The organism is Wenzhouxiangella limi, from assembly GCF_010499265.1.
In the GTDB taxonomy this organism is placed as follows: Bacteria; Pseudomonadota; Gammaproteobacteria; order Xanthomonadales; family Wenzhouxiangellaceae; genus Wenzhouxiangella; species Wenzhouxiangella limi.
Genome location: NZ_JAAGSC010000034.1, coordinates 1 through 23,169, shown reverse-complemented (window position 1 = coordinate 23,169; position 23,169 = coordinate 1). Strand labels below are relative to the sequence as shown.

The 23,169-nt window shown below is 65.4% G+C and carries 24 protein-coding genes; 11 read left to right on the top strand and 13 right to left on the bottom strand.

Translation table 11 applies throughout. The features are described from left to right. Genes bamA through lpxB form a run of 6 tightly spaced genes read left to right on the top strand, consistent with a single transcriptional unit; the run spans position 1 to position 6,513 of the window. On the top strand, positions 1-2,430 hold the full coding sequence (gene bamA, locus G3I74_RS04255) for an outer membrane protein assembly factor BamA (RefSeq protein WP_164210350.1): 2,430 nt from the start codon (positions 1-3) through the stop codon (positions 2,428-2,430). Positions 2,431-2,454: 24 nt separating this feature from the next. Next, entirely contained in the window at positions 2,455-3,027 is a 573-nt protein-coding gene (locus G3I74_RS04250; RefSeq protein ID WP_164210349.1) for an OmpH/Skp family outer membrane protein, read from the top strand. Between the two features lie 11 nt (positions 3,028-3,038). After that, positions 3,039-4,088: a UDP-3-O-(3-hydroxymyristoyl)glucosamine N-acyltransferase gene (gene lpxD / locus G3I74_RS04245; RefSeq protein WP_164210348.1), complete on the top strand. Its 1,050-nt coding sequence runs from the start codon at positions 3,039-3,041 to the stop codon at positions 4,086-4,088. Continuing rightward, positions 4,081-4,548 carry a 3-hydroxyacyl-ACP dehydratase FabZ gene (fabZ, locus tag G3I74_RS04240; RefSeq protein ID WP_164210347.1) on the top strand — a complete coding sequence of 156 codons (468 nt, stop codon included), beginning with the start codon at positions 4,081-4,083 and terminating at the stop codon, positions 4,546-4,548. Before lpxD ends, fabZ begins: the two co-directional genes overlap by 8 nt. After that, a complete protein-coding gene (gene lpxA / locus G3I74_RS04235; RefSeq protein ID WP_164210346.1) occupies positions 4,545-5,315 on the top strand; it encodes an acyl-ACP--UDP-N-acetylglucosamine O-acyltransferase in 771 nt (256 codons plus the stop codon). Before fabZ ends, lpxA begins: the two co-directional genes overlap by 4 nt. Positions 5,316-5,337: 22 nt before the next feature. Continuing rightward, on the top strand, positions 5,338-6,513 hold the full coding sequence (gene lpxB / locus G3I74_RS04230) for a lipid-A-disaccharide synthase (RefSeq protein ID WP_164210345.1): 1,176 nt from the start codon (positions 5,338-5,340) through the stop codon (positions 6,511-6,513). Here lpxB and G3I74_RS04225 read toward each other — a convergent pair. Genes G3I74_RS04225 through G3I74_RS04215 form a run of 3 tightly spaced genes read right to left on the bottom strand, consistent with a single transcriptional unit; the run spans position 6,500 to position 8,572 of the window. Then, positions 6,500-6,778, bottom strand: coding sequence for an acylphosphatase (locus G3I74_RS04225; protein ID WP_164210344.1), 279 nt, complete (start codon positions 6,776-6,778; stop codon positions 6,500-6,502). The two genes, lpxB and G3I74_RS04225, sit on opposite strands and share 14 nt — an antisense overlap. Then, positions 6,768-7,238, bottom strand: coding sequence for a TlpA family protein disulfide reductase (locus G3I74_RS04220; protein WP_164210343.1), 471 nt, complete (start codon positions 7,236-7,238; stop codon positions 6,768-6,770). The genes G3I74_RS04225 and G3I74_RS04220 overlap by 11 nt, the downstream gene beginning before the upstream one ends. Continuing rightward, entirely contained in the window at positions 7,235-8,572 is a 1,338-nt protein-coding gene (locus tag G3I74_RS04215; RefSeq protein WP_164210342.1) for a virulence factor BrkB family protein, read from the bottom strand. The genes G3I74_RS04220 and G3I74_RS04215 overlap by 4 nt, the downstream gene beginning before the upstream one ends. A 156-nt stretch (positions 8,573-8,728) precedes the next feature. On the opposite strand from G3I74_RS04215, the gene wrbA reads away from it, so the two are divergent. Next, a complete protein-coding gene (wrbA, locus tag G3I74_RS04210; protein ID WP_164210341.1) occupies positions 8,729-9,319 on the top strand; it encodes an NAD(P)H:quinone oxidoreductase in 591 nt (196 codons plus the stop codon). Continuing rightward, positions 9,316-9,654: a DUF2069 domain-containing protein gene (locus tag G3I74_RS04205; RefSeq protein WP_164210340.1), complete on the top strand. Its 339-nt coding sequence runs from the start codon at positions 9,316-9,318 to the stop codon at positions 9,652-9,654. Before wrbA ends, G3I74_RS04205 begins: the two co-directional genes overlap by 4 nt. On the opposite strand, the gene G3I74_RS04200 is transcribed toward G3I74_RS04205, so the two are convergent. After that, positions 9,608-12,220 carry a hypothetical protein gene (locus tag G3I74_RS04200; protein WP_164210339.1) on the bottom strand — a complete coding sequence of 871 codons (2,613 nt, stop codon included), beginning with the start codon at positions 12,218-12,220 and terminating at the stop codon, positions 9,608-9,610. The two genes, G3I74_RS04205 and G3I74_RS04200, sit on opposite strands and share 47 nt — an antisense overlap. A gap of 28 nt (positions 12,221-12,248) precedes the next feature. Between G3I74_RS04200 and G3I74_RS04195 the strand changes: the two genes are divergently transcribed. After that, complete coding sequence (locus tag G3I74_RS04195) at positions 12,249-12,734, top strand: asparaginase domain-containing protein (RefSeq protein WP_164210338.1); 486 nt, start codon at positions 12,249-12,251, stop codon at positions 12,732-12,734. On the opposite strand, the gene gcvT is transcribed toward G3I74_RS04195, so the two are convergent. The 6 genes from gcvT to rluD all read right to left on the bottom strand — a co-directional run bounded on the left by gcvT (position 12,735) and on the right by rluD (position 19,548). Then, positions 12,735-13,805 carry a glycine cleavage system aminomethyltransferase GcvT gene (gcvT, locus tag G3I74_RS04190; protein WP_164210337.1) on the bottom strand — a complete coding sequence of 357 codons (1,071 nt, stop codon included), beginning with the start codon at positions 13,803-13,805 and terminating at the stop codon, positions 12,735-12,737. A gap of 4 nt (positions 13,806-13,809) precedes the next feature. Beyond that, positions 13,810-15,102: a phosphopyruvate hydratase gene (gene eno, locus G3I74_RS04185; RefSeq protein WP_164210336.1), complete on the bottom strand. Its 1,293-nt coding sequence runs from the start codon at positions 15,100-15,102 to the stop codon at positions 13,810-13,812. A 188-nt stretch (positions 15,103-15,290) separates the two neighbouring features. After that, positions 15,291-16,106: a 3-deoxy-8-phosphooctulonate synthase gene (gene kdsA, locus G3I74_RS04180; RefSeq protein ID WP_164210335.1), complete on the bottom strand. Its 816-nt coding sequence runs from the start codon at positions 16,104-16,106 to the stop codon at positions 15,291-15,293. Further along, positions 16,103-17,743, bottom strand: a complete 1,641-nt coding sequence (locus G3I74_RS04175) for a CTP synthase (protein ID WP_164210334.1) — start codon at positions 17,741-17,743, stop codon at positions 16,103-16,105. The genes kdsA and G3I74_RS04175 overlap by 4 nt, the downstream gene beginning before the upstream one ends. A 142-nt stretch (positions 17,744-17,885) precedes the next feature. Continuing rightward, positions 17,886-18,605, bottom strand: coding sequence for a peptidoglycan editing factor PgeF (gene pgeF / locus G3I74_RS04170; RefSeq protein WP_164210333.1), 720 nt, complete (start codon positions 18,603-18,605; stop codon positions 17,886-17,888). After that, positions 18,586-19,548 (bottom strand): 23S rRNA pseudouridine(1911/1915/1917) synthase RluD, encoded by a 963-nt coding sequence (gene rluD / locus G3I74_RS04165; protein ID WP_164210332.1) that lies wholly within the window; start codon positions 19,546-19,548, stop codon positions 18,586-18,588. Before rluD ends, pgeF begins: the two co-directional genes overlap by 20 nt. 156 nt (positions 19,549-19,704) lie before the next feature. Between rluD and G3I74_RS04160 the strand changes: the two genes are divergently transcribed. Beyond that, positions 19,705-20,469 carry an outer membrane protein assembly factor BamD gene (locus G3I74_RS04160; RefSeq protein WP_164210331.1) on the top strand — a complete coding sequence of 255 codons (765 nt, stop codon included), beginning with the start codon at positions 19,705-19,707 and terminating at the stop codon, positions 20,467-20,469. Next, on the top strand, positions 20,454-21,365 hold the full coding sequence (locus G3I74_RS04155) for a polyprenyl synthetase family protein (RefSeq protein ID WP_338063054.1): 912 nt from the start codon (positions 20,454-20,456) through the stop codon (positions 21,363-21,365). The genes G3I74_RS04160 and G3I74_RS04155 overlap by 16 nt, the downstream gene beginning before the upstream one ends. A 12-nt stretch (positions 21,366-21,377) precedes the next feature. On the opposite strand, the gene mog is transcribed toward G3I74_RS04155, so the two are convergent. The 3 genes from mog to G3I74_RS04140 form a co-directional block, all read right to left on the bottom strand. After that, positions 21,378-21,965 (bottom strand): molybdopterin adenylyltransferase, encoded by a 588-nt coding sequence (gene mog / locus G3I74_RS04150; RefSeq protein WP_164210330.1) that lies wholly within the window; start codon positions 21,963-21,965, stop codon positions 21,378-21,380. 75 nt (positions 21,966-22,040) lie between these two features. Beyond that, positions 22,041-22,598, bottom strand: a complete 558-nt coding sequence (locus G3I74_RS04145) for a glutathione peroxidase (protein ID WP_164210329.1) — start codon at positions 22,596-22,598, stop codon at positions 22,041-22,043. Positions 22,599-22,698: 100 nt separating this feature from the next. After that, positions 22,699-23,169: NapC/NirT family cytochrome c (locus G3I74_RS04140; protein ID WP_164210328.1), on the bottom strand; the 471-nt coding region annotated here is incomplete at its 5' end.

The window sequence follows — 23,169 nt, the reverse complement described above, 5'->3', positions numbered from 1 at the left end:
ATGAAACGACTCTGCTTGCTGCTCATCGTGCTGTTCGTCTCCGGTCATGCCGTTGGCGAGAGCTTCCGCATCGGCGATATCCGGGTCGAAGGGCTGCAAAGAATCTCGGAGGGCAATGTCTTCAGCTTCATCCCGGTCGAGGTGGGCGATCAGCTCACCCCGGCGATCGGACGCAGCACGATCCGCGATCTGTACCGGACCGGTTTTTTCAGCGACATCCAGCTGGCTCGCGAGAACGACACACTGGTGATCACGGTCCAGGAACGGCCGGCCATCGCCTCGGTTACCATCACCGGCAACCGCCAGATCAAGAACGATGACCTGATGCCGGCGCTGGCGGGCATCGGCATTGCCGAAGGCGAAATCTTTGACCAGCTCAGCCTGGACCGGGTCAGCCAGGAGCTGGTCCGGCAGTATTTCGGCCGCGGCTATTACGGTGTGGACGTCGACACGCGCATCAGCGAACTGGCCCGCAATCGCGTCGGCCTGTCGATCATCATCGACGAAGGCGACCAGGCCCGCATCCGTCACCTGAACGTGGTCGGCAACGAAAGCTTCAGCGAAGACGAACTGCGCGAGGACTTCGAGTCCCACACCACGCGCGGGCTGTTCTTCTGGCGCGGACGCAACCAGTACACCAGCGAAAAGCTGTCGGGTGATCTGGAAGCCTTGCGCTCTTTCTACCTCGATCGCGGCTTTATCGACTTCGCCATCGAGTCCACCCAGGTTTCCATCAGCCCCGACAAGCAGGACATTTTCATTACCGCCAACATCCGCGAGGGTGAGGTGTTCACCGTCAGCGACGTGGTCCTGACCGGTGAGCTGATCCTGGCCGAATCCACTCTGCGCCAGTTGATCATGGTGCAAGACGGCGGACGATTCTCGCGCAGCGATATCGAGCAGAGCGTGGACAACATCTCGGCCATCCTGGCCAACATCGGATACGCCTTCGCCAACGTCAACCCGGTCCCGCGCATCGACCGCGACACCAACGAGGTTGAAATCAACTTTTCCATCGACCCGGGCCAGCGCGTTTATGTGCGCCGGATCGAGTTCCAGGGCAACACCCAGACCAAGGACGAAGTGCTGCGCCGGGAGATGCGGCAGTTCGAGGGCGGCTGGTTCTCGCAGGCCGCGCTGGACCGATCGCGTCTGCGCATCCAGCGCCTGGGCTTTTTCGAAAACGTCAACGTCGAAACCAATCCGGTCGACGGCACCGAAGACCAGATCGATATCGTCATCAGCGTCGAGGAACAGCCCTCGGGCAGCTTTCAGGTCGGTCTCGGGTATTCGCAGATCCAGGGGCTGATTGCCTCGATCTCGGTCGAGCAGGACAACTTTCTGGGCTCCGGGCGGCGGGTCGGCTTTTCGGTCAGCCGCAGCCGGATCCTGACCCAGGCCAGCTTGAACTACACCAACCCCTTCTACACCGACGACGGGGTCTCGCGCGGCTTTTTCCTGCGCTACACCGAGTTCGACCAGGGCCGAGCCAACATTTCCTCGTTTTCGACCAGCCAGGCGGCGGCCGGGGTCAACTACGGCTTCCCCATCACCGAACTGAGCTTCCTGCGCTTCGGCGCCTCGGCCCAGCGGGTGGATATCAACCTGCCGGCCGTGTTTGTGCCGGAGGACCCGGAAGACCCCGACAGCAACATCGTCGTGCGGGTGCCGGCCGACCGCCCCTTGGGCATTTCGCTCGACGAAGACCAGGACGGCTTCCTGTCGAGCAGCGAGCGGCGCGTGACCACCTTCCGCTTCGATACCACCTTCTCGCGCGACAACCGCAACCATTTCCTCAACCCCACCCGCGGCTCGCTCAATCGGCTGACCGCAGAAATCGCCGTGCCGGGCAGCTCGCGCGAGTTCTACAAGCTCAGCTACCGTGGCCGCAAGTACTGGCCGATCGGCAGGCGGATGGCGTTCAGCCTGCGCGGCGACGTCTCCTACGGCGATGCCTACGACAGCTACGACAGCGATCTGGGCCTGGAAGCGGTCGAACCCGTGCGCCTGGCCGGCAACTGCCAGCTCGACGAGATCGTGACCATCGACCAGGGCCTGCCGTTCTACGAGCATTTCTTCGGCGGCGGCGTGTCCGACATCCGCGGCTTCGACGACAACTCGCTGGGGCCGAAGGATCAGTTCTGCCGCTCTGTCGGCGGCGACTTCAAGGTCGTTTTCGGGACCGAGCTGGCCTTTCCGATCCCGTTCGTCGAGGCCAGCGGCACCCGCCTGGCCTGGTTTGTCGACGTCGGCAACGTGTTCCGGGATGTCGACACCTTCGACAGCGACCTGCTGCGCGCCTCGACCGGCATCTCGCTGACCTGGCAGGCCCCGATCGGTCCGATCATCATCAACCTGGCCACCCCCTTGCGCGAGCGCGACGGCGACGATACCCAGGCGCTGCAGTTCACATTCGGACAGGTTTTCTAGGGCTTGATGGTGTAAATTGGCGGCATGCGCGCAACTCGGCATGCCAAGCTGGATGGACCAACGCTGCCGTGGCCGGCCCTCGCGCAGGCCGTCGTGCTGGTGTTTATCATTTTGTTGGCCGCCGATGCACGATCGGAAGAGGCCATCCGCATCGGCTACGTGGACATGAAGCGACTGTTCGAGACCGCGCCGCAGGTGGTCGCTGCACGCGAGTCCCTGGACGGCGAGTTCCGCCCGCGCAACGAGGCGCTGCTGGCCGACGAGAATCGACTGCAGGAACTCGAGCAGGCGCTGGCCGAAAGCCGGCAGCTGGACGCGGAAACGCGCTTGGAGCTTGAGCGCGATATCCGTAACCTGCGGCGGTCCATTGATCGTCGGCGCGAGGACCTGCGAGAGGAACTGCGCTTTCGCACCAGTACCGCCACCCAGGCGCTGGAAGAAACCATCGAGGTGGCCGTGCAGCAGGTCGCCGAAACGCGCGGATACGACCTGATCCTGACCAGTCCCGTGGCCTACGCCGCCGCCAGCATCGATATCACCGACTACATTCTCGACTGGCTGGCCGAGGACTTTGACGGGCGCGACAACGGACGCTGACCACCAGAGCCATGCAAACCGCTACACGGACATTCCGGCTCGAGGAACTGGCTGGCGCACTCGGCCTGGCGTTCACCGGCAACCCTGATTGCTCGATCCGCGACGTGGGTACGCTCGACAGCGCGGACCCCGACGCGGCGACGTTCCTCGCCAACCCCGCCTACAAGCCGGCCCTGGCATCCACCCGAGCCGGGGTCGTGGTCATGAAACCCGACATGGCCGAGACCTTCAACGGCAACGCCCTGCTCAGCGCCAACCCTTACGCGGACTGGGCGCGTTTGATCGAACTCCTGCGACCCCAGCCGGCTGCGGCCGCGGGCATCCATCCCAGCGCGGTTATCGCCGATGACGCCCAGATCGACGACAGTGCCCACATCGGCGCCCAGGTTGCGGTCGGTGCCGGGGTGCGGATCGAAGCGCGGGCCGTCATCGGCCCAGCTTGCGTCATCGACGACGGCGTCTGCATCGGAGAATCCGCCCGGCTGGTCGGCCGGGTCTACGTCGGCGGCGGAGCGCATCTGGGCCGGCGGGTCATCGTCCACCCCGGCGTTGTCATCGGCGCCGACGGTTTCGGCCTGGCCATGGAGCAAGGCGGCTGGCGCAAGGTGCCGCAGGTCGGTAGCGTGCGGATCGGTGACGACTGCGAAATCGGCGCCAATACCACGATCGACCGGGGCGCCATCGAGGACACCGTCCTGGAACACGACGTTCGCGTCGACAACCAGGTCCAGATCGCGCACAACGTGCATATCGGCGCGCATACCGCCATCGCCGGCTGTGTCGGCATTGCAGGCTCGACCCGGATCGGGCGGTACTGCATGATCGCCGGTGCCAGCGGCATTGCCGGCCACCTCGACATCTGCGACTCGGTCATCATCACCGCCATGAGCACCGTGCTGGACTCCATCGACCAGCCCGGCGAATACGGCTCGGGCATTCCCGCCCGGCCGCACGCGCGCTGGAAACGCCTGCTGGTGCGGCTGGGCCAGCTCGATGAATGGGCGCGGCGACTGCGTCGCCTGGAACAATCGAACAACAACGGACCTTCCCGGCATGAATGATTCAAGCACCATCGATATCGAGCAGATCTTCAAGCTGCTGCCCCACCGCTATCCCTTTCTGCTGGTCGACCGCGTGCTCGACTTCCAGCACGGTCCACCGCCGCGCATTCGCGCGCTCAAGAACGTGACCTTCAACGAACCGTTCTTCCAGGGCCACTTTCCCGGTCATCCCGTGATGCCCGGCGTGCTGCTGCTGGAGGCCATGGCCCAGGCGGCCGGCTGCCTGGCGCACCTGGCCAAGAGCGCCGAGCCCGCGGAACGGCAGCTGTTCTATCTGGTCAAGATCGACAAGGCGCGCTTCAGCCGGATCGTGGTGCCGGGTGATCAGCTGATCTTCGACGTCGAGCAGAAACGCCTGATGCGCAACATGGGTGTCTACCACGCCCGCGCCCTGATCGGCGAGAAAACGGTGGCCAGCGCCGAAATCATGTGCGCCGCCAAACCGGATCCGGCTGCATGATTCACCCAAGCGCCATCGTCGACGCAACCGCACGTCTTGCGCCGGATGTCGAAGTCGGCGCCTACACCATCATCGGACCGGGGGTGGAGATCGGCGCCGGTTGCCGCATCGGACCGCACGTGGTCATTACCGGTCACACCCGAATCGGGCCGAATAATCGCATTTTCCAGTTTGCCTCGATCGGCGAGGAGCCCCAGGACAAGAAATTCGCCGGGGAGGATTCCACGCTCGAAATCGGCGCCGGCAACACCATCCGCGAGAACGTGACCATCAACCGCGGCACCGCCGACGGCGGCGGCGTGACGCGGCTGGGCGACGAGAACTGGATCATGGCCTATTGCCACATCGCCCATGACTGCCAGGTCGGCTCGCAGGTCACCATGGCCAACGGCGCTACTCTGGCCGGCCACGTCATCGTCGGTGATCACGTCATTTTTGCCGGCTATTCGGGCGCCCACCAGTTCTGCCGTATCGGCGATCACGCCTTTCTGGGCATGTACGGCGGCGTCAGCCAGGACGTCCCGGCCTACGTGATGGTATCCGGCCAACCGCCGCGCCCCCGGGGAATCAACAGCGAAGGCCTCAAGCGGCGCGGCTTTTCCGCCGAACAGATCCGCAATATCCGCGAGGCCTACCGACTGATTTACCGCAGCGGCAAAAGCCGCGACGAGGCGCTGGCCGAGCTGGAAGCGCGCGCCGTCGAGCAACCTGAGCTCGAACGCATGATTCACAGCGCGCGCGCCAGTTCCCGCGGGCTGCTGCGCTGATGAGACCGGCGACCCACTAGGAATGTCCGGGCGAGAGCCGCTGCGCCTTGTCCTGGTGGCCGGCGAAGCCTCCGGCGATCTGCTCGGCGGCGATCTCGCGCGAGCCCTGAAACGGCAGCGACCGGATCTCGAACTGGCCGGTATTACCGGCCCGCACATGCGCTCGGCCGGAGTGGAGACCTGGTTCGACGTTGAAGCGCTCAGTGTCATGGGTCTGACCGAGGTCCTGCGCCACTTGGCCCGACTGATCCGGCTCAGGAAAAACCTGCGCCAGCGGATTCTCGGCTGGCCGGCCACGGCCCTGGTCACCATCGACGCACCCGATTTCAACCTCGGCCTGGCGCGGCAGCTTCACCGGCGCGGCCTGACCACTATCCACTACGTCTCGCCGTCGGTTTGGGCCTGGCGAGCAGGTCGTATTCCGCGCATTGCCCGCAGCCTCGATCTGCTGCTGACGCTGTTTCCCTTCGAGCCCGCGCTGTATCGGCCGCACGGGCTGGACGCGCGGTTCGTCGGCCATCCCCTGGCCGACGAACTCCGCGCCGGGCCCGACCGGAGCGCGGCGCGGACCACGCTGCAGACCGGCAGCGAAAATCCCGTCATCGCCCTGCTGCCCGGCAGCCGTGAAGGGGAGCTGACGCGCCATGTCGGCCTGCTCGCCGCCACCGCACGGCTCTTGCGCAGGGCGCATCCGGCAGCCGATCTGGTGATGCTGCTGTCCGGACCCCGCCATGCAGCGCTGGCCCGCGAGCTGGCCGGCAGCGCGCTGGAGCAGGCCGGCGTCCGGCTATTGAGCGATGTGACCCGCAGCGGTCTGGCGGCCGCCGACGTCGCCATCGCCGCGTCCGGCACGGTCACCCTGGAGGCCTTCCTGCTCGAATGCCCGCTGGTGGTCTACTACCGATTGGCGCCGGCGACTTTCCATCTGGCGCGGGCGCTGAAGCTGGTGCGCTCGCAATTCGTCTCCTTGCCCAATATCCTGTGCCAACACCGGCTGGTCCCGGAACGACTGCAGGGGGAGGCAACACCCGAAACCCTGCTGGCTGACGTCAATGCCTGGCTGGCTCAGCCGGAAAGAACGCGCCAGTACCGGCAGCAGGCCGCAAAGTGGCGACAGCGCCTGGGCTGTCAGGCAGGCGAGCAGGCCGCGCGCGCCGTGCTTGCCCGGCTTGGGGGTGAAGCGCTCAGCCGGTCTTGAAATCTTCGTCGGGAACGCGCTCGTCCTCAGGCTGAAAGGAAACCACATCATCCACGCGCGCAGCGCGGGGTCCCCGGCGCAACCAGGTCGCCAGCTGATCCAACCGCTCGGATTCCCCACGGGCCGCCACCTCGACCGTCCCGTCGGAGCAGTTGACGGCGTAGCCGGCCAGGCCCAGCTGTTCGGCCTTTCGGCGCGTGGAGTCGCGGAAGAAAACCCCTTGGACGCGCCCGGAGATGCGCCAACCGCGAAGTTCAGCTGCCATGATCGGCAATCCAGTCAACGATCATGGTGCTGGTGACCGGCCCCAGCCAGGTATTGACAATCCGGCCAGCGCCATTGACCAGATACGTGGTCGGCAGCGCGCGCGGGGCGCCGAGGCTTTCAGGCGGATTGAAGGTATCGACCAGCAGAATCGGATAGCTGGCCGGGTATTTCTCCAGGAACTCGACGAAATCCTCGGGTTCGGTGTCTTCAAAAGCCAGCCCCAGAACGGTAATGTCATCGTGCGCGTCGTGCAGCTGCGACAGATCCGGGATTTCCTTGCGGCAGGGCGCACACCAGGTCGCCCAGTAGTTCAGCACCACCCATTCGCCGCGGTAATCGCTCAGGCGCACGACCTCGCCCGCAAGCGAGGGCAGTTCGACCTCGATCGGCTCATCGGCCTGGGCTGGAACGACCATCACGGCCATCAGCATCAGCAGGGACATCAGTAGTGTTTTCATGGTTTCTCCGGAGCAGATTTCAGCAGCGACTTGATCGAACGCTTCAACAGTGGACCGGCCGCCTCGTCGACGGCTTTCAGACCTTCGACCAGCGCGCGGTCCCAGTGGCTTTCCTGCGGCAGACGCTCGATCTCCTCAACCGGCAGGGTGAAAACCCCGCTACGGTAGAGATCATCCAGGCTCAGCTCGTCCAGATCAGCCGACAGCAACCAGTCCCCATCATCGTCGGCGTGAATGAAGCGGGCGTCATGAAACCAGGCCAGGATTCGCCGCAGCTGGCTGTCGCTGGCCGCGGCTTCCAGGGTCAGCAGATCCGGCAACGAGAGCGCCTCGCCGCGGCGCTGGGCCTGCCAGAAATGGCCCAGCAGGCGGATCGCGAGCAGCAATTCATGGCGCCGGCCCCAGCGCCAGCCGGCGCGTCGATAGTGAAACGTGGTCAGGGCTGCGGCCACGCTCGCCCCTAAAAGCACGACCACCCAGGACAGATAAATCCAGACCAGGAACAGCGGGATCGTGGCCAGGGCGCCGTAAACGCGCTCGTAGGTCGGGAAATTGGTCACGTAGAGCACGAACCCGGCCTTGGCCAGCTCGAACATCAGCGCCGACAGCACCGCGCCGGCCAGGGCATGGTGCCAGCGCACCCGGCGATTGGGCACCACGATGAACACCAGCGTAAAGCCGATCAGGGCGACAAAGAACGGCGCCGTTTTGAGCATGATCTGCTGCAGGAAACCGCGCACGATCTCCGGGGCCAGCACGGGGAGCGCGGCCAGGTAGGACGTCAGCGCGAGGCTGGCACCGACCAGCAGGGGCCCCAGGGTCAAAACCGCCCAGTAAATCACCAGCCTGCTGGTCGGCCGGCGCTGGGTACGCACCCGCCAGATCCGGTTTAAGCTTTTTTCGATCGAAGACATCAACAGAATCGCGGCGACGATCAGAAACGCCGTGCCGGCCGCGGTCAGATCGGCGGTGCGAGAGACGAACTCGGTGATGTATTCATGAATCACGTCCCCGGCGGCCGGGACGAAGTTGGCGAAGATATAGTTTTCCACCTCGTCGGCCCAGCGATCAAAGACCGGGAAGGCGGAAATCACGCCCAGGGTTACCGCCATCAGCGGCACCAGGGCCAGCAGGCTGGTATAGCTCAGCGCCCCGGCGGCCTCGAAACTGCGGTCTTCGCGAAAGTGTGCCCACAGATGGCGGGCGAATGCCCTGAGCCAGCGCGGATCCTTCAGCGCCTCCAGCGGCGTATGCGCACGGCCCGTTGACAGCGCCGGCTTACCGTTTACGCTCTGGGCTTGGCATTTATCAGAACTGCTGCTGATGGCACTCATCCTTGATCACGATCGACGTTGCTCCGCTCGCCGCCGGATTTTGGCGACGCTCTTCCAGTCCGGCCCGGATACCGAGAACCTGAAGTATCTCAAACAACCGCCTGGACCGGGGCGATTGCCCGCCATCCTGCCAAAACGCGGGCCGGAGACGCGCCGGTGACTGAAATCCTCATCGTCTGTCATTCGGTCCATGGCAACACCCTGGCCATGGCGCGCGAAGTCGCCCGCGGCGTCGAATCGGTCGAGGGCTCGGCCGCGCGCCTGCGAACGGTCGCGCCGGTGACCTCAGCCATCGACCCGACCGCGCGCGAACCGGCCGCCGACGGCCCAGCCCTGGTCGATAACTCAGACCTCGAGGCCTGTGACGGGCTGGTCCTGGGCAGCCCGACCCGCTTCGGCAACATGGCCGCGGCAGTGAAGTACTTTCTCGACGGCACGGCCGGAGAGTGGTTTTCCGGCACCCTCGCCGGCAAGCCGGCGGCGGTCTTCACCTCTACCGGCAGCCTGCATGGCGGCCAGGAGGCGACCCTGCTCAGCATGATGCTGCCGCTGCTTCACCACGGCATGCTGCTGGTCGGCCTGCCCTACTCCGAACCCGAACTTTCCACGACCCGCAGCGGTGGCACGCCCTACGGTGCAAGCCACCTGGCCGGCAAGGACAGCGATCGCTCCCTGGATGAAGACGAAGCGCGCCTGTGCCGCGCCCTGGGGCAACGGGTGGCCGACATTGCCCGTCGCCTGCGATGATCCGGCTGAGCTGGTGCCGCTGGTCGCTGGTGGGCTTGCTTGTTCTGCAGCTGGCCTGGTTCAGCTGGCTGGGCCCGCCCACCGGGTCGGCCCGGATCGTGGTGCTGATACTGGCTGCCGGGCCGCTGGCGTTCGCGCTGCCCTTTGCCTGGAGCCTCAGACCCCGACCGCTGGTGGTCACAGGCTTGCTGCTGCTGATCTACTTCTCGTTTGCGGTCATGGAGGCCTGGGCCAGTCCCACCGCGCGCGTACCGGCACTGCTGCAGATCGCGTTGATCCTTGCCTTTTTCACGGCCCTGGCGACGATTCGACGTCAGCCGGCCCGGCGGCGCTGACCGTGCGCAACTGATTCAGCAGCCGGCGGGCGTGATCCGCCTCCGGCGAGGATTGACCCTGCTCACGCAGGCGCAGCGGCAAATCCTGCCAGAACTGCTGAAATTCGAGCAGTCTCGAACGCCCCTCGTCGGCAAGCGTCGACAGCGGCCGTGCGGCGTTGCGGAACGTCCGGACCTGCTCTCGACCGACCAGCGCATTCAGCCCGCTGAAGGCCGAGCGCGCGGCAGCATCATGGCGAATCAGCCGCGGGTAGTGAATCTCCAGAACCCGCCGAATCAGGGCGCGACTGGCGTCGACCGAGGCCATGGCCACAGACAGCGAATCGTCTTCCGTATCGCTCAGCAGGCGTGAGGCGATCACCCGCTCCCTGCGGCTGACCAAGGCTTTCAGTTCGGCCTGGAGTCGCGCTTGCAGCACCGCTGGGCGCGGTGCTTCCAATACTTCGACTCGATCACCCGTAATGAACCAGTCGCGCCATTCAGCGCCCTGTTCCCAGTTGGCCAGCAACTGCGCGTCCGGCGTCGCCGGCGTGGCGGCAAAATACGTCAACCGGTTAGGCACCAGGCCGAGTCGATCCTCCGGCAGATGGCTGGCGACGGGCTGACCGGCAAGACCGTCCGGACAACTCTTTTCGAGAATTTCTTCGCTGGCCGCCGCGAACAGATAATGGCGCGACTCGGCGGCCGCCAGACGCTGGCGGAACACGTTCTGCTCGCCACTGCCGTCGTCGAAGGTACCGACCAGTTCGAAGCTTAGCCGGCCGAAGTAATTGGCCACCTGATCGTCGCCGGGTCGCGCCGGCCGCATTTCGCGATCCTCCCAGCGAACCTGGTCGTAGCACAGCGCGAGACTGCCGATGGCCAGCTGATCAGCCAGCAGATACGTATTGGGGAATAAACCCAGCAGGGCCCGGCTGACCGGCAGCACCGTGCGCGCACCACAGGTCGATCCACCGGCACAGGGTCGCACGACCAGGCCTTCTGGACGATAACCCGTCACCTGGTCGGCGGCGGCGTCTAAGTCAATATCGGAGCCGGGTCGAGTCTGTTCGGCGACGAACTCGCGGTAGGACGCGTCCAGGGCCAGGGCCAGCTCGGACAGCACCTGGCCGTGCCGGATCAGCAGGCGGCTGACCGGGTCGAGCCTCTGCCCACCCAGACCGGTCAGGCAATCCAGCCAGGCGACGCGTGAGGCTTCCTGATCCTCGATCTGTTCGCTAAGTTTCCCCATGGCGTTTTGCCAGCGCTGGTCCCCGAAAAACACCGGTCGCTGGGGGACCCAGCTGGCCAGTGCCTGGACCAGGATGGACCACTCAAGCGGATTGACCCAGGCCACCGGCTCACAGCTCGCCTGCAGTTGCCAGTCCAGGTGGCCATCCAGGTAACGCGAGCGCTGCCAGCTGAGCAATTCCGTTTCGCGACGCAGAAAGTCGGCGGCATAGGGTCCGCTGCCGCCGACCAGTTCCTCGCTGTCCAGCCCTTCGTCCAGTAGCACGAACAGGCGTTCCGGACACTGGTCAAAGGTCTCGCGCGGCAGCGGACCGACCAGATCGGGGTTGGGCAGACAATCCTCGACCGCCGCGACCAGATGCTCACGCACGGGTTGGTTCAGGTAGAAGGCGGCATCGGACACGAACAGCGCCAGTCGGAAATAGGCGTCGGTCAGCTCGGAAATGGCTGCATCGAGCGCCGGCGGCTGCTCGCCCAGATACGCCGCCGCATCCTGGATCTGCGCCAGCACCACCGGCAACTGCTCATCAATCCTGCGCAGGCGCATTGGATCGGCAGCCGTCATGGCAGCCAAAAGCGAAGCGATCGCATCGATTTCACTGCCCGGTTCGACGGCGGCCTGGATGACCAGCGCATCCATCAAATGCCATAGCGCCTGCAACTCCTCGCCCTGCGACCAGCTTGCCGAACTCAGGGAGCGCGCCAGAGCGCCCAGCCCTTCCAGACGCTCGCGGCCCGCCAGGCCGCTCAGCTCAGCGGCAAGCGAAGCCAGGGCGCGGGCCTGATCGCGCTGTTGGGGCGCTGCGCGGTTGGCCAGCGCCTGCTGGCCGGCCCAGAATGCCGAGATTTCCAGCGCTGGATCGCCGTCTTCCAGGCTCGCCAGCCTTTCCTCAACCCGGGCCCACACGGCGCCGGCGCGGAGCACGGCCTCGGGCATTGTCGTGTCCAGACCCTGGAGCAGCGTCTGCACCAGCAGTGGATCGGTGCCCATGGAGGCATCCAGCGGCCGGGCGCGAGCGTGGACCAGCCAGCCCAGCATGCCGTCGACCAGCGCGGTATTGGCTGGCTGTTGCCGCTCGGCCTGACGGGCCAGGGAGAGAAACCGTATATCTACCTGTTCTCGCCAGCGCTCCGGCTCGGCTCCGGGATCTTCCAGCCAGGCTGCTGCCGCCTGCGTGCGCAGGCGTGCTTCGGTCGCGGTCTGCGACAGCCAGTGCAATTGAGCGATCTCGTCCGGGGCCAGCGGCGGCAGCGACCAGGCCGGTAAGGCGAAGAGCACACCGGCGATGAGCAAGGGCAGGCATTTCATCGCCGCTATACTACTGCACTCGCTCATTCTCACCCGCATCTGATCGGACTCCAGCTTGGACAATCTCAACATCCTGACCACCGGCGGTACGATCGACAAGATCTACTACGACGACAAATCAGACTACAAGATCGGTGAACCGGAAATCGGTCGCATCCTCAAAGCCATGAACGTCGCTTTTCGCTGGGAGGTGCGGGCCCTGATGCGCAAGGATTCGCTGCACATGAACGACGCCGATCGCAGCCTGATTCGTCAGGCCGTGATGGCCAGCGACGACCGGTTTTATCTGATCACCCACGGCACCGACTCCATGACCGACACCGCCGCCGCGCTGGCCGATGCCGGTGATCGCGTCATCGTCATGACCGGCGCCCTGCATCCGGCGCGCTTTATCGATTCCGACGCCGTGTTCAACATCGGCTGCGCCATCGGCGCCGTGCAGACGCTGGCGCCGGGGGTGTGGATCGTCATGAACGGCCGCGTCTGGGACCCCGAGCACGTGCGCAAGAACCGCTCGGCCAACCGCTTCGAGGCGTGCTGACTAGACCTTGATCTGGCCGTTGCGCACGAACGGCGGCTTGACGATGCGGGCCGGCAGGCGCTTGCCGCGCAACTCAACCTCGGCCTCGGTCGACTCTCCGGCGGGAATACGCGCCAGCGCGATCGGACAGCCCAGGGTGGGCGAAAAACTGCCGCTGGTTACTGCTCCCTCACCCTCGGGCACATGCACCCTGGCCCCGGTGCGAGGGATCGCGCCCTTGCCCAAAACAAGCCCGACCAAACGCTGCGGCACACCGGCGGCCAACTGGGCCTCCAGCGCCCGGCGGCCGATGAAGTCGCGCTCCGGCGGGTCGAAAGCCACCGTCCAGGCCAGATTCGAGACCAGCGGCGTGGTCGTGGTATCCATGTCCTGACCGTACAGGTTCAAGCCTGCCTCCAGACGCAGCGAGTCGCGCGCGCCGAGACCACACGGAACCACCCCGGCCGCGGTCAAAGCCTGCCAGAACTCGACAGCCAACCCACCGGGCAGCAAAACCTCGAAACCATCCTCGCCGGTGTAGCCGGTGCGCGCAACGAAATATTCCCCTTGGCTGGCCGCGCGAAAAGGCCGGATCTCGCTCAAGCCCGGACCACCCAGCACCTCGACGACCTTGGCGCGGGCTTCCGGGCCCTGTACGGCGATCATGGCCAGATCGTCGCGCTCGCTGATCCGAACGTCGAAACCCTCTGCCTGGCGCTGCAGCCACGCAAGGTCGGCTTCGCGCGTGGCCGCGTTGACGACGGTCCGAAAAAAACCGTCCTCGATCCGGTAGGTGATCAGATCGTCGATCACACCACCCGCCGCGTCCAGCATGCAGCCGTAGAGCGCCTGGCCGTCGGCGATCTTGGCCACGTCGTTGGCCAGGACCCGGCGCAGGTAGTCCTCGACCTGGCTGCCGCGCAGATCCACCACGGTCATGTGCGAGACATCGAACATGCCGGCAGCGCCGCGCACGGCGTGGTGCTCGTCCATCTGCGAGCCGTAATGGATCGGCAGCGACCAGCCGGCGAATTCCACCAGCTTGCCGCCGGCAGCGACGTGGGCCTGATAAAGCGGGGTTTGCTTGCTCATGCGGTTAGCGTCCTTGGTACGGGGCGATGGCCGAGGAACCGGGATAGTGCGCCTGGGCACCGAGGCGGGCGTGGATGCGCAGCAGCTGGTTGTACTTGGCCACCCGGTCCGAGCGGCACAGCGAGCCGGTCTTGATCTGGCCGGCGCCGGTGGCGACCGCGATATCGGCAATGGTAACGCCCTCGGTCTCGCCCGAGCGGTGCGAGATGATAGTGCCGTAGCCGGCCTTGCGCGCCATGTCGACGGCTTCAAGGGTCTCGGTCAGCGTGCCGATCTGGTTGGGCTTGATCAGGATGGCGTTGGCGACATGCTCGTCGATACCGCGGGCCAAAATAGCGGGATTGGTCACGAACAGGTCGTCGCCGACCAGCTGAATCTTGTCGCCCAGCCGCTCGGTCAGAAGCTTCCAGCCCGACCAGTCGTTTTCGTCCATACCGTCTTCGATGGAAACAATCGGATAGCGCTCGACCAGGCCGGCCAGGTAGTCCACGAAACCGCCGCTGTCGAAGTCGCGGCCCTCCGACGCCAGCCGATATCGACCGTCGTGGAAAAACTCGCTGGAAGCCACGTCCAGGGCCAGCGCGATCTCCTTACCCGGGCGGTAACCGGCCTGCTCGATGGCGTTCATCAGCAACGCCAGCGCCTCTTCGTTAGAGCCCAGGTCCGGGGCAAAGCCGCCCTCGTCGCCGACGGCGGTGTTGAGCCCGCGCTCGCGCAGGATGGCCTTGAGGGCGTGGAAGATCTCGGTGCCGGCCTGCAGCGCGGCGGGGAAATCGCCCACGCCTACCGGCATGATCATGAACTCCTGGATATCGACCCGGTTGTCGGCGTGGGCACCGCCGTTGACGATATTCATCATCGGCACCGGCAGGCTGGGCGGCTGGCCGCCGGTTGCTAGCAGGTACTCATACAGCCACTGGCCGCGCGAGCGGGCCGCGGCGTGCGCCACTGCAAGCGAAACACCCAGCAGGGCGTTGGCGCCCAGGGCCGACTTGTTGTCGCTGCCGTCGAGCTCGATCAGGCGCCGATCGAGCCCGCCCTGGTCATCGGCCGCCATGCCTACAAGCGCCGGGGCGATGCGTTCGTTGACCGCCGCAACCGCCTGCAGCACGCCCTTGCCCAGGTAGCGGCGGGCATCGCCGTCGCGCAGTTCAACGGCCTCGCGCTGGCCCGTGGATGCGCCCGAAGGCACCGCGGCGCGCCCGACGCTGCCGTCGGCGAGCACCACCTCGGCCTCCAGCGTCGGATTGCCGCGCGAATCGAGAATTTCGAGGGCCTGAATCGTCTTGATTTTCATTTCTTTATGAGCCGTCTTGAATGACAGGGAACCGCGGATGAACGCAGATGAACGCGGATTAATAAATCGAGCATAGTCGCGCCGGTCGACAAACTACAAGGACTGGCGGTGCGGGAACCTTGCGCCGAATCTAAGCCCGCTGATCGAATGTGTGCTTTTCATCTGCGTTTATCCGCGTTCATCTGAGGTTATATTCTTTTCTTCACCACCTGATCGATAGCAACCAGCGTCTCCAGCATGGCGCGCATATCGGCCAGGCGCATGGAGTTGGGTCCGTCGCACAGCGCGCGATCGGGGTCCGGATGGGTCTCGCAGAACACCCCGGCGATGCCGACCGCCACGGCGGCTCGGGCCAGGACCGGGATGAACTCGCGCGCCCCGCCCGAAGACTCGCCCTGCCCGCCCGGCATCTGGACCGAGTGGGAGGCATCGAAGACCACCGGGCAGCCGGTCTCGCGCATGATCGCCAGACCGCGCATGTCGGTGACCAGGTTGTTGTAGCCGAACATGTAGCCGCGCTCGCACACCATCAGCTGCTGGTTGCCGGTGGCCGCCGCCTTTTCGATCACCCGGGTCATTTCCCAGGGCGAGAGGAACTGGCCCTTCTTGATGTTGACCGGCTTGCCGGCGCGCGCGACGTTCTGGATGAAGTTGGTCTGGCGGCACAGGAAAGCCGGGGTCTGGAGCACGTCGGCGACCGCCGCGACCTCGTCGATGGGAGTGTCTTCGTGGACGTCGGTCAGCACCGGCACGCCAAGCTGGCCCTGCACCGCCTGAAGAATTTTCAGGCCATTCTCGAGGCCCGGTCCGCGATAGCTTTTGACCGAGGTGCGGTTGGCCTTGTCGAACGAGCCCTTGAAAATATAGGGAATGCCGAGCTCGGTGGTCAGTTCGCGCAGGTGCCCGGCCACGTCGAGGCACAGCTGTTCGGATTCCAGCGTGTCGGGGCCTGCGATCAGAAACAGCGGCTGATCCAGGCTGACCTCGAAATCACCCAGTTTCATGTCACGGACTCCTGGCGAGCCTGGCGCCGGGCCAGGGCGGCGCGGATGAAGCCGGTAAACAGGGGATGCCCCTCGCGCGGCGTTGAAGTGAATTCCGGGTGGAACTGGCAGCCCAGAAACCACGGATGGTCGGGCAGCTCCACCATTTCGACCAGGGTGCCATCGACCGAAAAGCCGGACAGCTTCATGCCGTGCTCGGTCAGGATGTCGCGGTAGCGGTTGTTGAACTCGTAGCGGTGGCGATGGCGCTCCAGGACCTCGTCCTTGCCGTAGAGCTTGCGCGCCAGGGTATCGCTGACCAGGCAGCAGCGCTGGGCTCCCAGGCGCATGGTGCCGCCGAGATCGGACTGCTCGTCGCGCAGCTCGCGCTGACCCTTCTCGTCCATCCACTCGGTGATCAGGCCGATCACCGGATCGGGCGCGTCAAGCCTGATTTCGGTGGAATTGGCCTGGTCCAGACCGCAGACGTTGCGGGCGAACTCGACAACGGCCGTCTGCAGCCCCAGGCAGATCCCCAGGTAAGGAATGCCGTTTTCGCGGGCGTGGCGGATGGCGGCGATCTTGCCCTCGAATCCACGCTCGCCGAAACCGCCGGGCACCAGCACGGCGTCGACATCGGCCAGCATGTCCACGCCGCTGGCCTCGATTTCCTCCGATTCGACCGGCTTGATGCGTACCGTCACCCGGTCGGCCAGCCCGCCGGCCAGCAGCGCTTCGTTAAGCGACTTGTAGGCATCGGCGTGCTCGACGTACTTGCCGACCATGGCGATGGTGACCTCGTGCTCGGGCCGGGCGCGGCGTTCGACCACGTCCTCCCAGTCCGACAGATCCGGCGGCGAGGCCTTGATCCCGAGCCGGTCGAGGACGATGCGATCCAGGCCCTGGCGGTGGTAGAACAGCGGGATCTTGTAGATGTTGTCGACGTCGACCGCCGAGATCACCGCCTCGGCCGGGACGTTGGTAAACAGCGCGATCTTCTTGCGCTCGCCGTCGGAGATCATGCGCTCGCAGCGACACAGCAGCACGTCGGGCTGGATGCCGATCGAGCGCAGCTCCTTGACCGAGTGCTGGGTCGGCTTGGTCTTGATCTCGTTGGCCGCTTTCAGGTACGGCACCAGGGTCAAGTGCATGAACATCGCCTGGCGGCCGTACTCGGAGCCGAGCTGGCGAATGGCTTCCAGGAACGGCAGCGACTCGATATCGCCGACCGTCCCGCCGATTTCGACCAAGGCCACGTCGTAGCCCTCGACTGCCTGGTTGACCGAATCCTTGATCTCGTCGGTGATGTGCGGGATGACCTGTACGGTCGAGCCCAGGTAGTCACCGCGGCGTTCCCTGGCGATCACGTTGGCGTAGATGCGCCCGGTGGTGAAGTTGTTGCGCTGGGTCATGCGGGTGCGCACGAAGCGCTCGTAGTGACCCAGATCCAGGTCGGTCTCGGCGCCGTCCTCGGTGACGAACACCTCGCCGTGCTGGAAGGGGCTCATCGTGCCGGGATCGACGTTGATGTAGGGGTCAAGCTTGAGCAGGGTCACGCGCAGGCCGCGCGCCTCGAGGATCGAGCCCAGCGAGGCGGCCGCGATACCCTTGCCGAGCGACGAAACGACGCCACCGGTTACGAAGATCAAAGAGGTCATGCCCGGAGATTCCTGCACAGATGAGGACCGGGATCACATTCTAACCGAAAAGCCCGCCGACCCCGGCTTCGAAGCCTCGCGCGCCGGGGCCGAACACCCGCGACGCGCGGGCTCGCGAATCTTGCTCGAGCGACTCCATGATTCATTCCATCCAGATCAGGGTGGCCATGCGGCCGCACTGGCCGTCGCGTCGATACGAGAAAAAGCGCTCCGGATCAGCCGCCGTGCACAGCCCGCTATCGAGCACCGTGCCCACGCCTGCCCGAACAAGCAGCTGGCGGGCAATGTCTTTGAGATCGCATCGCCATGTCCCTTGTGCGTCGGCGAAAAAACTGGTCGAAAGATCCAGCTCCAGGGCCTCGAACGCCGAGCGCACCGCCTCGCCGACCGCATACTGCGGCGCGCTGATGCCCGGCCCGATCCACGCAGTCAGTCGACCGGGGCTGACCGGCAGGGCTTGCACGACAGCGCCCGGGATATCGGCGGCCAGCCCGCGCCAGCCGGCGTGGGCCGCCGCGACCACACCGCTTTCGGCATCGGCCAGCAGCAGCGGCAGACAGTCGGCGGCCTGGATCGCGAGCACCGCACGCCGCCGATCGGTCCAGGCCGCATCGGCCTCGATGCCGGGGTGCCAGTCATCCACAGGGATGACGCCCGTGCCGTGAACCTGCTTGAGCCAGCGCGCCGGACCTGGCAGCTGTTGCTCTAGCCGTTTGCGGTTTTCGGCTACAGCGGCCGGATCATCGCCGCAGTGGCCGCCCAGGTTCAGGCTGGACCAGGCACCGGTGCTGACGCCGCCGGTGCGGGTCGTGCTGAAGGCCTGGATGCCGGCCAGCGACCAGTCAGGCCGGATCGGGTTCATGGCCCGGCTCCAGTCGTTCGATCAGGTCGGTCAGATCGGCCGGTAGGGGTGCGTTCACAGCCACCGTCTCACCGCTTTCGGGGTGGGCCAGCTCAAGCCGGACGGCGTGCAGCGCCTGGCGGCCGAAGCCCTGCCAGGCTTCGCGCTGGGCGGCCGTCAGACCGGCCGGCGCACCGCTGCGGCCATAGACCGGATCGCCGACGATAGGATGGCGAATATGGGCCATGTGCACCCGGATTTGATGCGTCCGCCCGGTCTCGAGGCGGACGTCCAGCAGCGTGGCGCCCGTCAATCGACGACCGATGCGGTAATGCGTGATCGCGGCGCGGCCGTCAGCGCGAACAACCTGCCGGCGACGGTCGACCGGGTGTCGACCGATCGGTTCGTCGACCCGCCCTCCGGCAATCAGATCACCCCAGACCAGGGCTTGATAGCGCCGATGAATGGCGCGGTCCTTCATGGCCGCGACCAGGCGGCGATGGGCCCGCGGCGAGCGCGCGATGACCAGGCAGCCGCTGGTGTCCTTGTCCAGCCGGTGCACCAGGCCCGCCCGCGGCAGGGCCGCCAAAGCCGGATCATGGTGCAGCAGCGCGTTGACCAGAGTCCCGTCCGGATTGCCCGAGCCGGGATGGACGACCAGTCCCGCCGGCTTGTCGACAATCATCAGCACTTCGTCTTCAAACAGGAGATCCAGGCCAATCGCCTCGGGTGCGGGCGCGTCGGCGCGCGCGGCCAACTCGGTCTCCAGCGACACCTGATCGCCCGCCGCGACCGAGTGGCGCGGCTTGACCCATTGTCCGTTGACGCGAATCTCGCCGGCGCGAATCCAGGCGGCCAGCCGACTGCGCGAGAAATCCGGCCACTCGGCAGCCAGCAGCTGGTCCAGGCGCTGACCGGCCTGGTCGGACTGCACAAGCAGACGATGCGCGACGCGTTCGCCCACTACCGGGCCACGCCCAAGGCGCTGCGCGTCGCGGTTAACGGCGATTTATCCTGTAATCTGCGATCATGACTGGTCATCTCGGTCACTGACCCTTATCATTGCGTCCCAATTATGCAGACTCTAACCCCTTCCCGCCGGCGGCACTGGCCGCTCGCCGTGCTCGCTCTTCTCGTCCTCGCCCTGGCTACCGGCTGCAATCGGGAAACCCGCGAAGATGAGCGCGGTGCCGAGGAGCTTTATGCCGAGGCGCAGCGCGCCCTGACCGCTCGCAATTACAGCAACGCCATCGAGCTGTATCGCCAGCTGACGATACGCTTTCCGTTCGGCCGCCACGCCGAGCAGTCGCAGCTTGACATGGCCTATGCCATGCACCGCGCCGGCCAGCCCGAACGCGCGCTGACCACGCTGGACCGCTTCATCCGCACCTACCCGACGCACCCGAACGTCGACTATGCCTGGTACCTGAAGGGCCTGGTGCATTACGAAGAAGCCATGGGATTCCTGCGCCGGCTGTTTCCCGACCAGGTGGTCGATCGCGACCAGCAAAGCGCCCGCCGATCGTTTTCTGATTTCCGCGAGCTGATTCAGCGTTATCCGCAGAGCCGTTACGTGGCCGATGCCCGCCAGCGCATGGTGTTTTTGCGCAACGTGATGGCCGATTACGAGATCGAGGTCGGCGAATACTATTTCCGTCGCGGTGCTTACGTGGCGGCCATCAACCGGGCCCGCTACACCATCGAGCATTATCCGGGGGCGCCAGCCAACGTTGACGCCCTCCAATTGCTGGAGCGCTCGTATGAGCGCCTGGAGCTCGAACAACTGGCCGAAGATACCCGCGACGTTCTCGAATACAACTACGCCGACCTGCTTGACGAGAGCGAGCGCGAGAGCTTTCTCCAGCGCCTGTGGCCGTTCGACTAGACCCGGCAGACCGCGAGGCGCGTTTCGAAGCACACCTCGAACGCCTCGAGGGTGAACTGGAACGGCGCAGCCGCCAGAGCGGCGATCCCGATTCGGCTCTTTGCCGGGCCATGCGCTACGCGCTGCTCAACGGCGGCAAGCGGCTGCGGCCCCAGCTGGTCTACGCCAGCGCCGAAGCACTGGGACTGGCACCGCAGCGGCTTGATGCAGCGGCCTGCGCGGTCGAACTGATCCACTGCTACTCGCTGGTTCACGATGACCTGCCCGCCATGGACGATGACGACCTGCGCCGCGGGCGGCCCACCACCCATCTGGCCTTCGATGAGGCCACCGCCATTCTTGCCGGCGACGCACTGCAGGCCCTGGCCTTCGAAGCCCTGGCCTCCGAACCCGGATTGAATCATCCCCTGCCGGCCGCGGCCGCGATGATTGCCGAGCTGGCCTCAGCGTGCGGGGCGGCCGGCATGGCCGGCGGCCAGGCTCAGGACATGGCGCTGGAGCGACAACAACCCGACCGGGACACGCTGGAAACCATGTTTCAGCTCAAAACCGGCGCGCTGATCCGGGCTGCGGTGATGATGCCCACGGCGCTGGTTCCATCCCTGCCGGGCACGCAGGTCGACGACTTGCGTGAGTTCGCTGAACTGATCGGTCTGGCGTTCCAGATCCGCGACGACCTGCTTGACGTGGAGGGCCAAACCGAGGTCATCGGCAAGACCGCCGGCGCCGATGAAGCCCACGGCAAGGCGACCTGGCCGGGCCTGTTCGGGGTTGAGGCGGCCTATTGCCGCATCGCCGAACTCGATGACCGGGCGCGCGCCGCGTTGAACCGATTCGAGGGCAACAGCGAGGCCCTGCACTGGCTCGCCGATCGCCTGGTCCACCGCCAGAGCTGAACAACCAAGTCCCTACCGGCGCCGCGCCGATTTGGGCCGGAACGCTTTGCAGATTTCGTCGTAGGTTTCCAGGTAAGGCCCGCCGATCAAATCAATGCAGTAAGGCACGGCGGCAAAAATGCCGTGCACCGGCGGTGCCGCATCGGGCAGGCCGGCCAGGGTTTCGGCAATGGCCTTGGGCTGGCCCGGCAGGTTGATCAGCAGCGCCCGGCCGCGCACCACGGCGACCTGCCGCGACAGGATCGCGGTCGGCACGAACGTCAGGCTGATCTGGCGCATCTGTTCGCCAAAACCCGGCATCACGCGGTCAGCCACGGCCAGCGTGGCTTCGGGGGTCACGTCTCTTGGCGCCGGACCGGTACCGCCGGTGGTGAGCACCAAGTTGCAGCCCGCCTCGTCGACCAGCTCGGTCAGCGTCGCGCTGATGGTGTCCTGCTCATCCGGAATCAGGCGCGTCTCCCATTCCAGCGGGTTTTTCAGCGCTCGGCCCAACCACTCTTTCAGCGCCGGAATTCCCGCGTCCTCGTAGACGCCGCTGGACGCCCGGTCGCTGACCGAGACGACGCCGATGCGGGCCGATTCATAGTCTGGTTCTGTCACGATTGCGTACTTCCCTTGCCGGTTTTCGTCTGCCGAAGTTTGCCACAGACGTCCGCCGCCCCAGACGCCGGGCAATCAGCTCGAAGGCGATGTCAGGGCAGAAACCACGGCCTGCTCCAGTTCACTGTCCAGCGGTTCGACCCGGGAGCCAAAGCTTTCTATAACCCCACCGTCTCTTCCGATCAGATACTTGGTGAAGTTCCACCGTGGGGCCTGCTCGGCTTCGGCCAGGGCGGCAAACAGGGCGTTTGCGTCTTCACCGAGCACGCCGGTCGTGGCGAACATCGGAAAGGTCACGCCGTAGTTCACGTAGCAGACATCGGCGGTGTCTTCCTCGGCGTCCAGTTCCTGATTGAAGTCGTCGCTGGGAAAACCCAGCACGACCAGGCCATCGTCGCGATATTTCTGGTACAGACCCTCCAGGTCGCTGAACTGGCCGGTAAAGCCACAGCGGCTGGCGGTATTGACCACCAGCAGCACCTTGCCAGCGTAGGCCTCACACAGGTTTTCTTCCTGGCTGGACGCGAGTCGCCGATGCGAAAAATCCAGCAGATTGTCGCAGGCGGCGGCCGCCGCATCGGTCGCGATCAGCAGCAGCAGGCCGGCGACAACCAGTTGCAGTCGTATTTTCATTTTTAGTGTTTCCTGAAGATGCACGTCCCGGCAAGATCGTCGAAGCGCGATCAAGCCTTAGTGAAGAGGCCTGACCGGCAAACCGGCCAGGCCCGGTGCCTCAGGCCTCCGGATACGGATGGGCCACGCCCGTGTGGCAGTCGATGCAGGTTTCGCGCTCGGCTTCGTCGCGGTTTTTGTTCATGGTATGCATACCAACCGCCATACGGCTCATGTTTTCCGGCGGTGGATCGTCATAGACACGCGCATGGCAGGCCTGGCAGGTTGAAGAATCGATCGAGCGCAGGTAGTCGTGGGTCAGCTCCGCCCATTCCATCCGATGCTCCTCGAGATGTTCCTGGGTGTTGAACCCCTCCGTGGTAAAGAACCGCCACAGATCAGGCGACACCGCGATCTTTTTTTGCAGGTAGGCAAACGGTTCGCGCGGCAGATGGCAGTCGCGGCAGTTCACCACGATCCCCGACTCGTTGTCGCCGTGCACCGATTCCAGCACCTCGTCGCGCAGCGAGTGATTGCTGTGGCAAGTCATGCAGAAGTCGTCGGTACTGGTCGCATGCAGCGTGGTCTGGCC

Bases quoted from the DNA above. Each gene is read 5' to 3' on its own strand.
- bamA (WP_164210350.1), top strand. From the start codon at position 1: ATGAAACGACTCTGCTTGCTGCTCATCGTGCTGTTCGTCTCCGGTCAT.
- G3I74_RS04250 (WP_164210349.1), top strand. From the start codon at position 2,455: ATGCGCGCAACTCGGCATGCCAAGCTGGATGGACCAACGCTGCCGTGG.
- lpxD (WP_164210348.1), top strand. From the start codon at position 3,039: ATGCAAACCGCTACACGGACATTCCGGCTCGAGGAACTGGCTGGCGCA.
- fabZ (WP_164210347.1), top strand. From the start codon at position 4,081: ATGAATGATTCAAGCACCATCGATATCGAGCAGATCTTCAAGCTGCTG.
- lpxA (WP_164210346.1), top strand. From the start codon at position 4,545: ATGATTCACCCAAGCGCCATCGTCGACGCAACCGCACGTCTTGCGCCG.
- lpxB (WP_164210345.1), top strand. From the start codon at position 5,338: ATGTCCGGGCGAGAGCCGCTGCGCCTTGTCCTGGTGGCCGGCGAAGCC.
- G3I74_RS04225 (WP_164210344.1), bottom strand. From the start codon at position 6,778: ATGGCAGCTGAACTTCGCGGTTGGCGCATCTCCGGGCGCGTCCAAGGG.
- G3I74_RS04220 (WP_164210343.1), bottom strand. From the start codon at position 7,238: ATGAAAACACTACTGATGTCCCTGCTGATGCTGATGGCCGTGATGGTC.
- G3I74_RS04215 (WP_164210342.1), bottom strand. From the start codon at position 8,572: ATGAGTGCCATCAGCAGCAGTTCTGATAAATGCCAAGCCCAGAGCGTA.
- G3I74_RS04205 (WP_164210340.1), top strand. From the start codon at position 9,316: ATGATCCGGCTGAGCTGGTGCCGCTGGTCGCTGGTGGGCTTGCTTGTT.
- G3I74_RS04200 (WP_164210339.1), bottom strand. From the start codon at position 12,220: ATGAGCGAGTGCAGTAGTATAGCGGCGATGAAATGCCTGCCCTTGCTC.
- gcvT (WP_164210337.1), bottom strand. From the start codon at position 13,805: ATGAGCAAGCAAACCCCGCTTTATCAGGCCCACGTCGCTGCCGGCGGC.
- eno (WP_164210336.1), bottom strand. From the start codon at position 15,102: ATGAAAATCAAGACGATTCAGGCCCTCGAAATTCTCGATTCGCGCGGC.
- kdsA (WP_164210335.1), bottom strand. From the start codon at position 16,106: ATGAAACTGGGTGATTTCGAGGTCAGCCTGGATCAGCCGCTGTTTCTG.
- G3I74_RS04175 (WP_164210334.1), bottom strand. From the start codon at position 17,743: ATGACCTCTTTGATCTTCGTAACCGGTGGCGTCGTTTCGTCGCTCGGC.
- pgeF (WP_164210333.1), bottom strand. From the start codon at position 18,605: ATGAACCCGATCCGGCCTGACTGGTCGCTGGCCGGCATCCAGGCCTTC.
- G3I74_RS04145 (WP_164210329.1), bottom strand. From the start codon at position 22,598: ATGAAAATACGACTGCAACTGGTTGTCGCCGGCCTGCTGCTGCTGATC.